This is a genomic window from Lelliottia nimipressuralis (genome assembly GCF_004115925.1).
Classification (GTDB): domain Bacteria; phylum Pseudomonadota; class Gammaproteobacteria; order Enterobacterales; family Enterobacteriaceae; genus Enterobacter; species Enterobacter nimipressuralis.
Genome location: NZ_SDDX01000019.1, coordinates 128,276 through 141,971, shown reverse-complemented (window position 1 = coordinate 141,971; position 13,696 = coordinate 128,276). Strand labels below are relative to the sequence as shown.

Annotated in this window: 11 protein-coding genes; 9 read left to right on the top strand and 2 right to left on the bottom strand. The window is 56.8% G+C overall.

What is annotated here, in order from left to right; genetic code table 11:
* The first annotated feature begins 638 nt into the window (after window positions 1–638).
* From arcA to ETG88_RS15395, 9 genes are all read left to right on the top strand, one after another.
* Window positions 639–1,859, top strand: a complete 1,221-nt coding sequence (arcA, locus tag ETG88_RS15440) for an arginine deiminase (protein ID WP_100777812.1) — start codon at window positions 639–641, stop codon at window positions 1,857–1,859.
* Between the two features lie 10 nt (window positions 1,860–1,869).
* A complete protein-coding gene (arcC, locus tag ETG88_RS15435) occupies window positions 1,870–2,781 on the top strand; it encodes a carbamate kinase (protein WP_100777813.1) in 912 nt (303 codons plus the stop codon).
* Between the two features lie 104 nt (window positions 2,782–2,885).
* Window positions 2,886–3,890, top strand: a complete 1,005-nt coding sequence (argF, locus tag ETG88_RS15430) for an ornithine carbamoyltransferase (RefSeq protein ID WP_100777814.1) — start codon at window positions 2,886–2,888, stop codon at window positions 3,888–3,890.
* A gap of 47 nt (window positions 3,891–3,937) precedes the next feature.
* Window positions 3,938–5,341 (top strand): YfcC family protein, encoded by a 1,404-nt coding sequence (locus tag ETG88_RS15425; RefSeq protein ID WP_100777815.1) that lies wholly within the window; start codon window positions 3,938–3,940, stop codon window positions 5,339–5,341.
* Between the two features lie 106 nt (window positions 5,342–5,447).
* On the top strand, window positions 5,448–5,927 hold the full coding sequence (locus ETG88_RS15420) for an arginine repressor (RefSeq protein WP_095280563.1): 480 nt from the start codon (window positions 5,448–5,450) through the stop codon (window positions 5,925–5,927).
* A 100-nt stretch (window positions 5,928–6,027) separates the two neighbouring features.
* Window positions 6,028–6,132 carry a pyrBI operon leader peptide gene (locus tag ETG88_RS15410; RefSeq protein ID WP_095280562.1) on the top strand — a complete coding sequence of 35 codons (105 nt, stop codon included), beginning with the start codon at window positions 6,028–6,030 and terminating at the stop codon, window positions 6,130–6,132.
* Between the two features lie 34 nt (window positions 6,133–6,166).
* Window positions 6,167–7,099, top strand: a complete 933-nt coding sequence (gene pyrB / locus ETG88_RS15405; protein ID WP_129035716.1) for an aspartate carbamoyltransferase — start codon at window positions 6,167–6,169, stop codon at window positions 7,097–7,099.
* Between the two features lie 12 nt (window positions 7,100–7,111).
* Complete coding sequence (gene pyrI, locus ETG88_RS15400) at window positions 7,112–7,573, top strand: aspartate carbamoyltransferase regulatory subunit (RefSeq protein ID WP_100777817.1); 462 nt, start codon at window positions 7,112–7,114, stop codon at window positions 7,571–7,573.
* Window positions 7,574–7,763: 190 nt separating this feature from the next.
* Window positions 7,764–8,150 carry an enamine/imine deaminase gene (locus ETG88_RS15395; RefSeq protein ID WP_100777818.1) on the top strand — a complete coding sequence of 129 codons (387 nt, stop codon included), beginning with the start codon at window positions 7,764–7,766 and terminating at the stop codon, window positions 8,148–8,150.
* 103 nt (window positions 8,151–8,253) lie between these two features.
* Here the strand turns inward: ETG88_RS15395 and ETG88_RS15390 are convergent, their stop codons facing one another.
* On the bottom strand, window positions 8,254–10,638 hold the full coding sequence (locus ETG88_RS15390) for a beta-N-acetylhexosaminidase (RefSeq protein ID WP_129035715.1): 2,385 nt from the start codon (window positions 10,636–10,638) through the stop codon (window positions 8,254–8,256).
* Between the two features lie 196 nt (window positions 10,639–10,834).
* Complete coding sequence (gene mgtA, locus ETG88_RS15385; RefSeq protein ID WP_107702357.1) at window positions 10,835–13,543, bottom strand: magnesium-translocating P-type ATPase; 2,709 nt, start codon at window positions 13,541–13,543, stop codon at window positions 10,835–10,837.
* Between the last annotated feature and the right edge of the window lie 153 nt (window positions 13,544–13,696).

Here is a 13,696-nt window from a genome sequence, read left to right as displayed (position 1 = left end):
ACTTTTATACGAGAATTCTCTCTGCCATACCACCCCTTTTTACACCCTCTTTGCGCCAGCGCATGTTTATCGGGAAATGTGTTATCCGCCTGTTAAACCCTGCCAGGCAACTATGCACCGATTATGCATAACCACGATCAGAGGCTTTGCGTAGATTCTTATAAGCCACTGATTTCGCGGTGCTAAGTAAAAAACGCCTTGTTGGGTCACAGTTTATCAATCCGTTTAATTTCAAATAATCTGGATAGTTATTTATTAATTTACCTTTGGACAAAAATAGTTAACGGAGATAAGTGCATATTCATTCTTAGTGAAAATTTTTATCCTTTTAAATCATGCAGTTAGTTATTTATGTCTGATTATTTCATTATACATAACAATAACAATATCAAATAACCCCAGCCAATTATGCTTAATGATTCATTCCTGAATATAACTTAATTAAGCATAATCTGACGCGAATCATGCAATAGAAAACAAAGCCGACAATATCCGATCTCACGTGAGCCACATCACAAAATACAATTCTTAACTGCCTACTATGGGCCTTGAAATCAATTGAGCTTAAAGGGCTATGAATTAATAACAATTCATAGCACAGACCTTTTTATTCTGAAAAAACAGTTAAAGGAATAATTATGGAAAAGCATTACGTCGGTTCTGAAATTGGTCAATTGCGTAGCGTTATGTTGCATCGCCCGAATTTAAGTCTGAAACGCTTAACGCCGTCGAATTGTCAGGAGCTGTTGTTCGATGACGTTTTGTCCGTCGAACGGGCGGGTGAAGAGCATGATATCTTCGCAAATACCTTACGCGAGCAGGGAGTGGAAGTCCTGCTGCTAACCGATTTACTCACTCAAACGCTTGATAACAAAGACGCAAAAGCCTGGCTGCTGGACACCCAAATCTCTGACTATCGCCTCGGCCCCACCTTCGCCAACGACGTGCGCGGCTGGCTGGCGGATATGTCCCATCGCGAACTGGCCCGCCGTCTGAGCGGGGGTTTGACCTACGGCGAAATCCCGGCCTCGATTAAAAATATGGTGGTCGATACCCATACGGCCAATGATTTTATTATGAAGCCGCTGCCCAACCATTTATTTACGCGCGACACCTCGTGCTGGATTTATAACGGTGTTTCGATTAACCCGATGGCAAAACCGGCCCGTCAGCGTGAAACCAATAATCTGCGCGCAATATATCGCTGGCACCCGGCGTTTGCCGACGGTGATTTTATTAAATACTTTGGCGATGAAAATATTAATTACGATCACGCCACATTAGAGGGCGGCGACGTATTAGTGATTGGTCGCGGCGCCGTATTAATTGGCATGTCTGAACGCACCACTCCACAGGGCGTCGAATTCCTGGCCCAAAGCCTGTTTAAACACCGCCAGGCAGAACGCGTGATTGCCGTTGAGCTGCCGAAACACCGCTCCTGTATGCACCTCGACACGGTCATGACCCACATCGACGTCGACACCTTCTCCGTCTACCCGGAAGTGGTGCGCAAAGACGCCCAGTGCTGGACGCTCACCCCGGACGGTCGCGGCGGCCTGCTGCGCACCCAGGAAACTGACCTGCTCCACGCCCTCGAAAAAGCCCTCGGCGTTAACCAGATACGACTGATCACCACCGGCGGCGACGCTTTCGAAGCCGAACGCGAGCAGTGGAACGACGCCAACAACGTGCTGACCATTCGTCCCGGCGTGGTGATTGGCTACGAGCGCAACATCTGGACCAACGAGAAATACGACAAAGCCGGGATCACCGTGCTGCCGATTCCGGGCGACGAACTCGGACGCGGTCGCGGCGGTGCGCGCTGCATGAGCTGCCCGCTGGAACGCGACGGAATTTAAAGGAGCCATCATGGAAAGAAAACCCACTCTGGTCGTGGCGCTGGGCGGTAACGCGCTGCTCAAACGCGGCGAACCGCTGGAAGCGGACATTCAGCGCCAGAACATCGAGCTGGCGGCACGCACTATCGCCGGACTCACCGCCCAGTGGCGCGTGGTGCTGGTCCACGGCAACGGGCCGCAGGTCGGGCTGCTGGCGCTGCAAAACAGCGCCTACGACAAGGTCACGCCCTATCCGCTCGACATTCTCGGGGCTGAAAGCCAGGGGATGATCGGCTACATGCTCCAGCAAGCGCTGAAAAACAACCTGCCGCAGCGCGAGGTGAGCGTCCTGCTGACGCAGGTCGAAGTCGATGGCAACGACCCGGCGTTTCGCAACCCGACCAAATACATCGGCCCGGTGTACAGCGAAGAGCAGGCCAACACTCTGCGGGCAGAAAAAGGCTGGGTGTTTAAAGCCGACGGCAGCTACTTCCGCCGCGTGGTGCCCTCGCCACAGCCGAAACGCATCGTTGAGAGCGACGCCATTACCGCCCTGATAGCGCGCGATCATCTGGTGATTTGCAACGGCGGCGGCGGCGTCCCGGTGGTGGAGAACGCCAACGGCTATCGCGGTATTGAAGCGGTCATCGACAAAGATCTCTCCGCCGCTCTGCTGGCCCGCCAGATTGAAGCTGACGCGCTGCTGATCCTCACGGACGCCGACGCGGTGTACCTCGACTGGGGCAAACCGACCCAACGCCCGCTGGCGCAGGTCTCTCCGGAGGTGCTCAAAACCCTGCAGTTCGATGCCGGTTCGATGGGGCCGAAAGTTGCCGCTTGCCGTGAATTTGTCGAGGCCTGCAACGGTATCGCCGGGATCGGCGCGCTGGCCGACGGTGCCGCGATTCTGGCAGGCGACAAGGGGACGTTGATTCGCAATTGATTCCTATTTTTCCCTTCACCCTGCTCCTGGCATTTCCCCTCTCCCGCAAAGAGAGGGGCGGGTGAAGGGCACCAGACAGCTCAACATTTAACAAGGATCGCCACATGACCATTAACCTGAAAAACCGCAACTTCCTCAAACTGCTGGACTACACCCCGGCAGAAATCCAGTACCTGATCGATCTGGCCATCGACCTGAAAGCCGCCAAAAAAGCCGGGCGCGAAAAGCAGACCTTAGTCGGCAAAAACATCGCCCTGATCTTCGAAAAAACCTCCACCCGCACGCGCTGCGCCTTTGAAGTGGGCGCCTTTGACCAGGGTGCGCAGGTCACCTACCTCGGCCCAAGCGGATCGCAGATTGGCCACAAAGAGTCGATGAAAGACACCGCCCGCGTGCTGGGCCGCATGTATGACGGCATCGAGTATCGCGGCTACGGCCAGGCTATCGTCGAAGAGCTGGGCGAATACGCGGGCGTGCCGGTGTGGAACGGGCTGACCGATGAATTCCACCCGACGCAAATCCTCGCCGATCTGATGACCATGCTCGAACACGCGCCGGGCAAAACCCTGCCGGAGCTGAGCTTCGCCTATCTGGGCGACGCGCGGAACAACATGGGCAACTCCCTGATGGTCGGCGCGGCGAAGATGGGCATGGATATCCGTCTGGTGGCGCCGAAATCCTTCTGGCCGGAAGCCGGGCTGGTCGAGCAGTGCCGCGCCATCGCCAAAGAGACCGGCGCACGCATCACTCTGACGGACGATGTGAATGAGGGCGTTCACGGCACCGATTTCCTCTATACGGACGTGTGGGTGTCGATGGGCGAACCGAAAGAGGCCTGGGCAGAGCGTGTAAGCCTGATGAAACCGTATCAGATCAACGGCGACGTCATGAAAGCCACCGGCAATCCGAACGTGAAATTCATGCACTGCCTGCCCGCGTTCCACAACGAACACACCAAAGTGGGCCGTGAAATCGAAATGGCGTACGGCCTGAAAGGGCTGGAGGTGACGGAAGAGGTCTTCGAATCCCCGAACTCTATCGTCTTCGACGAAGCAGAGAACCGCATGCACACCATTAAAGCGGTCATGGTGGCGACACTCGGCGACTAATCACCGCCCGGCGCGGCCACAGGCTGCGCCGGGGCAAGGAGAACATCATGGGCAAGTTCAAATTTCCTTCCGCTTACACCATTCTCTTTTTCCTGATCGCCGTGGTCGCCGCCCTGAGCTGGATTGTTCCGGCCGGACAGTACCAGATGGCAATGAATGCCGCCCTCGGCAAAGAAGTGCCCATTGCCGGAACCTACGCACACGTCGCCGCGCATCCGCAAGGGATCGTTGCGGTACTGATGGCGCCGATCGCCGGGCTGTACGATCCTGAGTCCGGCCAGGCGGGGGCGATCGACGTCGCGCTGTTTATTCTGATCATCGGCGGTTTTCTCGGGATCGTCACCAAAACCGGGGCGATTGACGCCGGGATCGAACGCGTCACCACCCGGCTGCGCGGTCGCGAAGAGTGGATGATCCCGATCCTGATGGCGCTGTTCGCCGCCGGTGGGACCATTTACGGCATGGCGGAAGAGTCGCTGCCGTTCTACACGCTGTTAGTGCCGGTGATGCTGGCCGCCCGTTTCGACCCGGTGGTCGCCGCCTCCACGGTGCTGCTCGGCGCAGGGATCGGCACGCTCGGTTCAACCATTAACCCCTTCGCTACGGTCATCGCCGCCAACGCCGCGGGCATTCCGTTCACCAACGGGATCGCCCTGCGCGTCGCCCTGCTGGCGATCGGCTGGATCATCTGCGTGTGGTGGGTAATGCGTTACGCCCGCAAGGTGCGCCAGGACCCGTCCCTGTCGATTGTCGCCGACAAAGAGGCTGAGAACCGTGCGCATTTCCTCGGCGATAAAGGCCAGCAGTCGCTGGAATTTACCCCGGTGCGCAAAGTGATTCTGGTGATTTTCGCCCTCGCCTTCGCGGTGATGATCTACGGCGTGGCGGTGCTCGGCTGGTGGATGGCAGAGATCTCCGCAGTCTTCCTCGCCAGCGCCATTATCGTCGGCCTGATCGCCCGCATGAGCGAAGAAGAGCTGACATCAACATTTATCAACGGGGCGCGGGATTTGCTGGGCGTCGCGCTGATTATTGGTATTGCGCGCGGTATCGTAGTCATCATGGATAAGGGCATGATTACGCACACGATTTTGCACAGTGCCGAAGGCCTGGTGACCGGACTGTCAACGGTGGCGTTTATCAACGTGATGTACTGGCTGGAAGTGGTGCTGTCGTTTCTGGTGCCATCTTCCTCGGGCCTTGCCGTTCTGACGATGCCGATCATGGCACCGCTTGCCGATTTCGCTAACGTCAACCGCGACCTGGTCGTGACGGCGTACCAGTCAGCCTCCGGGATTGTCAATCTGGTCACACCGACGTCCGCCGTGGTGATGGGGGGTCTTGCGATCGCGCGCGTACCGTACGTGCGTTATCTCAAGTGGGTCGCCCCGCTGCTGGGTATTTTGACGGTGGTGATCATGGTGGCGTTGAGCCTGGGTGCGCTTATCTGATTTGCCGGATGGCGCTGCGCTTATCCGGCCTGCGGTAATCTTTTTGTAGGCCCGGTAAGCGTTGCGCCACCGGGCATTTTTTGTTGGCAACAGAGATGGGAACCAGATGATGGAATATGGAGAATACTCCCCAAAAGAACAGCTTCAGCTCGCGGTATGCCAGAGCCTGATCAGCGAAAACAGCTATCTTTCTCAGGAAGAGATCCGCCGCGACCTACAGGAACGGGGGTTTGACAGCATCAGCCAGTCGAGCGTCTCCCGGCTGCTGAAATTGCTTGGTGTCATAAAAATTCGAAATGCCAAAGGACAAAAGATTTATTCGATGAATCCGCAGTTGCGCCCTGCGCCGGATGCAGCCCGTTCGATCTCCGAAATGGTGGTCAGCGTGGAGCACAATAGCGAATTTATCCTTATTCATACCGTCGCCGGATACGGGCGCGCCGTGGCGCGAATTCTGGATTATCACCAGTTACCGGAAATTTTAGGTGTGGTGGCCGGAAGCAGTATTGTCTGGGTCGCGCCCCGCGTAGTAAAGCGCACGGCGCTGGTACATAAGCAAATTAATTATTTACTCAGAACGCATTAATATTCAAATAGAACCGTTTGCACTGAGTAAAGTGTGCATTAATCGCTTGATCCGAAAATCGAGCTGAGTATAATGCCCGACAATTTGCCGGGAGGAAGTCATGGTCAAGCGTGTACGACATACAGTCATACCGCGTCTGAAAACAGACGCTGGCCTGCCGTTTTTCTTCCCGTTGATAACCCTATTCCCAGAGCCCCTCATTTGAGGGGCTTTTTTTTGCCCGGCGTCAGGAGATAAACATGAATCCGCTTTATCAAAAACACATCATTTCCATCAATGACCTCAGCCGCGAAGAGCTGGAACTGGTTCTGGATACCGCGGCAAAACTGAAGGCCAACCCACAGCCCGAGCTGCTGAAGCACAAAGTGATCGCCAGCTGCTTCTTTGAAGCCTCCACCCGCACCCGTCTGTCGTTCGAGACCTCGATGCACCGTCTCGGCGCGAGCGTGGTCGGCTTCTCTGACAGCAGCAATACGTCGCTGGGCAAAAAAGGCGAGACGCTGGCGGATACCATCTCAGTCATCAGCACCTACGTGGACGCGATTGTTATGCGCCACCCGCAGGAAGGCGCGGCGCGTCTGGCGACCGAGTTCTCCGGCGGTATTCCGGTGCTGAATGCCGGTGACGGTGCGAACCAGCATCCAACGCAGACCTTGCTGGATCTCTTCACCATCCAGGAAACGCAAGGGCGTCTGGAAAATCTGCACATCGCCATGGTCGGGGATCTGAAATATGGTCGCACCGTCCACTCGCTGGCCCAGGCGCTGGCGAAATTTAACGGCAACCGCTTCTACTTTATCGCCCCGGCGGCGCTGGCGATGCCGCAGTACATTCTCGATATGCTCGATGAAAAAGGCATCCAGTGGAGCCAGCACGCCAGCATTGAAGAGGTGATGGGTGAAGTGGACGTGCTGTACATGACGCGCGTGCAGAAAGAGCGCCTCGACCCGTCCGAGTACGCGAACGTCAAAGCGCAGTTCATCCTGCGTGCCAGCGACCTCGAAGGCGCACGCCCGAACATGAAAGTGCTGCACCCGCTGCCGCGCATCGACGAAATTGCCACCGACGTGGATAAGACGCCGCACGCCTGGTATTTCCAGCAGGCAGGCAACGGCATCTTCGCTCGCCAGGCGTTACTGGCACTGGTTCTGAATCGCGAAATCGTTCTGTAAGGGGAAATGACAATGACACATGATAATAAACTCCAGGTTGAAGCCATCAAACGTGGCACCGTGATTGACCATATCCCTGCGCAGGTGGGCTTTAAACTGCTGACGCTGTTCAAGCTGACTGAAACCGACCAGCGCATCACCATCGGCCTGAACCTGCCGTCCGGCGAGATGGGCCGCAAAGACCTGATCAAAATCGAGAACACCTTCCTGACCGACGAGCAGGTCAACCAGCTCTCCCTGTATGCGCCGGACGCGACGGTGAACCGCATCGACGATTACGAAGTGGTGGGCAAATCGCGCCCGAACTTACCGGAACGCATCGAGCACGTGCTGATCTGCCCGAACAGCAACTGCATCAGTCATGCTGAGCCGGTGTCGTCCAGTTTTGCAGTGAAAAAGCGGGCGAATGACATCGCACTCAAATGCAAATATTGCGAAAAAGAGTTTTCTCATTATGTGGTGCTGGCCAACTAATTGAGGCTGGTAATGAGACGCCGGCCTTCTGTTACACGAAATCATTCGCGCCGCATCAAGGCCAAATATCCCCGGAAGCAGAGGAAACTCTGTGACCGGGGTATGAGGACGCGGCCAACGAAGAGGCGGCGTGAAGGATGATGTGTATAATGGCCGGGACCCTTCTTAACGCTGTAATCCTGGAGAAAATATGAGCAAAGTACTTGCGACGGAAAATGCACCAGCGGCTATCGGTCCTTACGTTCAGGGCGTAGATCTCGGCAGCATGATCATTACTTCCGGTCAGATCCCGGTGAACCCAAAAACCGGTGAAGTGCCGGAAGATGTGGCGGCGCAGGCGCGTCAGTCACTGGAAAACGTGAAAGCGATCGTTGAATCCGCGGGCCTGAAAGTGGGCGATATCGTGAAAACGACCGTATTCGTCAAAGATCTGAACGATTTCGCGACCGTTAACGCCACTTACGAAGCGTTCTTCAACGAACACGACGCAACCTTCCCGGCGCGTTCTTGCGTAGAAGTCGCGCGTCTGCCAAAAGACGTGAAGATTGAGATTGAGGCGATTGCAGTTCGTCGCTGATCGGTACTGATCCGTTAAGCATCAGAGGTTATTCCGTTCACCTTATGTTCAGCAGAACATAAGGTGAACGGAACCCCCTCAGTGCCCAACGAACCCAACAACCCTACTGATTCCTCGTCGCCCTGAGCAACTTCTCCAGCGGATAAACCGCTGCAATCACCACTTCATCTTGAATCTTCGCCGCGTTATCCAGCTCGGTCTGAATCGAGGCGATCTCCTTATCGTCCAGCGTGCCTTGCCGCGCCACCAGATCCGTCAGGCGCAGGCCAATCGACGCCAGTTTGTCCACCTCCTGAATCACCGGTTTGATGGCTTTCAGCTGATAGCTGTTTTCACTCAGCGCCAGCGCATCGCTGGTATTGTTCTGCCAGCGCGTAAAGACGTGACGCAGCGCTTCGGCGCTTTCCGTGTCTTCGGCATCGCTTATCAGCCGCTCGGTCCATTTATCCATCTGACGCACCGTGGCGCTTTCGGCGTTCAGCGCGTCGGCGTAGCGGTTTAGCGGCTCAAACTGATGATAATTTCCAGCCTGGAATTTCAGGTGCTGACGGGTGTAATACTGCGCAGGCTCCACGGCCTGGGCGAGAATGTGCAGCGGCAGGGTGTCGGCGTTATTCGCCAGACGAGTGAACTGCGCCTGCTGCTGGCTATGCTGTTGCAGCCCGACCGATACTGTCGTCCAGCTGTCCATCGCCTGCAAACGGGTGTACATATTGTCGATATCATTCACATCCTGCGCAGACCACAGGCGCTCCGCCACTGCAAACGCGCGCGGCCAGAGTTTGATATCCAGAACCGGGGCAATCACGTTTTCCGCCCACAGCGCCGCTTCGCCGCCGAGCAGGTTGGCCTGCTGATCGGCATCCGGCACCGTCGGCTGAATCCTTTTCGGCACCTCATTGAGGCGCGCGCCGGAAATCGGATAGCGGGCGTTCCCCACCAGGAAGTAGCCGGTGAGTTTGTCGTCCGACACATTGACCACCGGGCGCGTTTCGCCCATCCAGGTGTCGACGGTGAAGCTCAGCTGGTTGTCGTCGCGCCATTCGATATGATCAATCGCACGGCGGGATTTGCCGCTGAAATCGATAAATCCGCGCCAGCCGGAAACGCCTTTAATCAGCGTAAAACTGCCCTCGACCGGTTTGCCTTTCAGACGCGGCATCGTGAAAGTCCAGCTCTGCGCGCTGTCGGAATCGGCGATGATGTCCATACCGTTCAAGCCCTGCGGTACGATCTCATTGCGGTAGTGATAGGCCGTGGACTGGGGCTGATCGAGGTAAAAACCGGTGGAGAGAATGCCTTTATAGCCCTGCTTCACCACCTCGCCCAGCGCATCCTGCCCCTGCCAGGACTGGATCAGAATGCTTTTCGGCAGATCGGGATGATAGATCTCATCCCAGCCGACCATCTGGCGATGGTGTTTCTCAAGAATGGTTTCCAGTTTGCGGTTGAAATAGGCCTGCAGCGCATGGCTGTCCGCCAGTTTGTTGTCGTGCATAAACTGCTGGATGGCGGTGCTGTTTTTCCACTGGCTATCGTCAACTTCATCACCGCCGATATGCAGATACGGATCGGGGAAGATCGCAGCCAGTTCGCTGACCATCGCGTCGGCAAAGGTGTAGGTCGCTTCTTTTGTTGGATCGAGAACGGGTTTCAACACGCCCCAGTGTCGCTCCATTTCATACGGGCCAGGTGCGCTCATCAGTTCCGGATAGGCCACGGCGATCGCCGACGCGTGGCCCGGCATGTCAATTTCGGGAACCACGCGAATGCCCCGCGCGGTGGCGTAACGCACCACGTCGCGCATCTGCTCCGGTGTGTAGAACAGCCCGTCGCTGGCGAGCTGGGTCAGTTTAGGATAGCGCTTCGAGGTAAACCGCCAGCCCTGATCGTCGGTCAGATGCCAGTGCAGGACGTTTAGCTTCGCCGCCGCCATGCCGTCGATCTGGCGTTTAATGTCCTCCAGCGGAATGAAATGACGCGCCGAATCGAGCAGCAGCCCGCGCCACGGGAAGCGCGGAGAGTCGTCAATCGACACCCACGGAATCGAGGTGTTTTCAGCGCCATTTTGAATCAGCTGGAGCAACGTTTCCATCGCCCGCAGTGCGCCAAAGCGCGTGTTAGCGGTGATGTTCACACCGCTCGCATTCACGGTGAGTTTGTAGCTCTCATCGCTGTCCGGCAGCGGCTGCGGCTTCACTTTTTTGGCAATGGTCACTGAAATAGTGGGCTTTTCAGGTTTGTCGGCCTGGGGCTGAAGCGTCCAGCCCGTTTGCAGCGCGATGCGCTGGCGAAGACGGTTTGCGGCATCACCCAGATCGTCGCCGCTGATGCTGACGGAAATAGTATCGCTGAGGACGAATGAGCCCTGCTGTGCGGGCCGTTCAACGTGGGCGGGCCAGGGCATTAACGGCAGATCGCCTGCAGGAGCCGCAAGCACAGAGGTACCGAGCAAAAGCCCGGCGGTGATGAGGCTAAGACGTAACATAATGTTCCTTATCAGAATTTGACGGGCCAAAAACAGACAAAACATTTTGTTAACATGCGTACAAATTGTCGTCAAGCAAAGTGCATGACGGGGATCACAGGTTGTGGAATTTGGGAGGAAGGCTATTTTGCCGGGCGGCGACGACACCTTACCCGGCAGATTTGGAACCTAGGCCCGGCGGTGCCGGGCATGAGATTTACTGCCAGCCGTAACGACGGCTATAGAACCCTTTCACCATCTGCGTCAGCACCATGTAGCCCGCCAGAATTGCCACCAGCCATGGGAAATAGCTCAGCGGCAGCGCCTGCAGGTTCAGGTAGCTTGCCAGCGGTGAGAACGGCAGCGCGATCCCCAGCACCATCACCACGCCGGTCATGATGATCAGCGGCCAGGCGGCGCGGCTCTGGAAGAACGGAATACGGCGCGTGCGGATCATATGCACAATCAGCGTCTGCGACAGCAGCCCGACCACGAACCAGCCGGACTGGAACAAAGTCTGATGTTCTGGCGTGTTGGCGTGGAACACGAACCACATCAGGCAGAAGGTCAGAATGTCGAAGATCGAGCTGATCGGGCCAAAGAACAGCATGAAGCGGCCCAGATCAGACGGATTCCAGCGCTGCGGCTTTTGGATCTGCTCGTCGTCGACGTTATCAAACGGGATCGCCACCTGGGAGACGTCGTACATCAGGTTCTGAATCAGCAGGTGCAGCGGCAGCATCGGCAGGAACGGCAGAAATGCGCTCGCCACCAGCACGCTGAAGACGTTACCGAAGTTAGAGCTGGCGGTCATTTTGATGTATTTCAGCATGTTGGCAAAGGTACGGCGCCCTTCGATCACGCCCTGCTCCAGCACCATCAGGCTCTTTTCCAGCAGAATAATATCGGCCGCTTCGCGCGCAATATCCACCGCGCCGTCGACGGAAATCCCGATATCCGCCGCGCGCAGCGCAGGCGCATCGTTGATACCATCGCCCATAAAGCCAACTACGTGCCCTTCGCGCTTAAGCAGCGTCACAATGCGCTCTTTGTGCATTGGCGTCAGGCGCGCAAACAGCGTGGTGGTTTTGGCAAGCTGTGCCAGTTCATCGTCAGAGAGCGTTTCAATATCGCTGCCCGTGACAATCACACCCGCATCCAGCCCCACTTCATGACACACTTTCGCCGCCACCAGCTCGCTGTCGCCGGTAAGAATTTTGACGGTAATGCCGCTGGCTTTCAGCGCTTTCAGCGCCGGTGCCGTCGTCTCTTTCGGTGGATCGAGGAAGGCGATGTACCCTTCGAGGATCAGATCCGACTCATCAAGGCGATGGTAATCCCCTTCGCGCCCCGGCAGGAATTTGCTGGCCACCGCCACGACGCGCAGTCCCTGACGGTTCAGGTTATCTGTCACACGCTTGATGCGGCGCAGCATGGTGTCGTCCAGCGGCACAATTTCACCGTTATGACGCACCTGCGTTGAAACATTCAGGATCTCCTGCAACGCCCCTTTGCAGATCAGCTGATGCACATTCGCCTGCTCACTCACCACCACCGACATGCGGCGACGCTCGAAGTCGAACGGGATCTCATCCACTTTTTGCCAGCGCGTTGAGAGCGCGCGCGCAGAATCTTCATCCACCCCTTCCAGCACGGCGACATCCAGCAGGTTTTTCAGCCCGGTCTGGTAATGGCTGTTCAGCCACGCGGTTTGCAGCACGCGCTCGCTGACTTTACCGGAGATATCCGTATGATTCTCCAGCACAATTTTATCCTGAGTCAGGGTGCCGGTTTTATCGGTGCAGAGGATATCCATCGCGCCAAAGTTCTGAATGGCGTCGAGGTGTTTCACAATCACTTTCTGACGGGAGAGTTTCACCGCCCCGCGCGCCAGCGTGGAGGTGACAATCATCGGCAGCATTTCCGGCGTTAAGCCCACCGCCACGGAGAGGGCAAACAGCGCCGCTTCCCACCAGTCGCCTTTGGTGTAGCCGTTGATCAGCAATACGATTGGCGTCATGACCATCATAAAGCGGATCAGCAGCATGCTGACGCGACCGATACCTTTCTGGAACGCGTTTGGCTCGCTTTCCTGCTCGCTCACACGCCCGGCAAGCTGACCAAACCAGGTGTTGCCGCCCGTGGCGATAACGATAGCCTTCGCGGTGCCGCTCACCACGGTAGTGCCCATAAAGCACAGGGTATCGCTTTCGAGCGGATTAGTTTGCTGCGGATCGCGGCTGCGCGCCACTTTCTCGACCGGCAGAGATTCCCCGGTCAGGGACGCCTGAGCGACAAACAGATCGCGGGCCTGAATCACGCGCAGATCGGCCGGGATCATGTCCCCTGCCGCCAGTTTGATCATATCGCCCACCACCAGTTGATCGATCGGCAGTTCCAGCCAGGCACTTTCGCCTTTCGTGTTAATGACGCGCTGCACGGTGGCGGTGTTGCTGACCATCGCCTTCAGGGCGTCCGCCGCGCGGGTGGAGCGCGCCTCCTGGATAAAGTTGAGCATGGTAGAGATCGCCACCATCAGCGCGATCACGCCTGCGGCAAACAGATCTTCCGTGGCATACGAAATGATCGCCAGCACCGTCAGCAGCAGGTTAAACGGGTTGCGGTAGCAGAGCCACAGATGGACCCACCACGGGGCCGGTTTTTGCGCCGGAATTTTGTTGTCGCCGTGCTCGGCGCGCGTTTTTTCTACTTCAGCTGCGTTCAGCCCTTCCGGATGACCGCCGAAGGCGCGCCAGACTTCGTTTTCGTCCATCGCGGCGGCTTTCAGGCAATGCTCCGTCAGCGTGGAGGGAATGGCAGCGCCTGCCAGGTTTTTGGCATTCGGCAGCGGATCGCGCTGAACCAGACGGCGCGGCAGGTGGCGGTTTAGCTGCGCAAGCAGCTGCTGGGTGATATTTTTCAGCATAGTAAGCCCCCCGCATCCGCAAAGGCGGACGCAGTGTTAACTTCAGGCACAGCAAGGCGGTACCTGAAGGGCACTTAAATTTTCAAAGCAGAATTTTTTACCCCACTCTTTCAGGCTGTATGCCGGCGCATAGCCAACGCATATGCAGCTTGA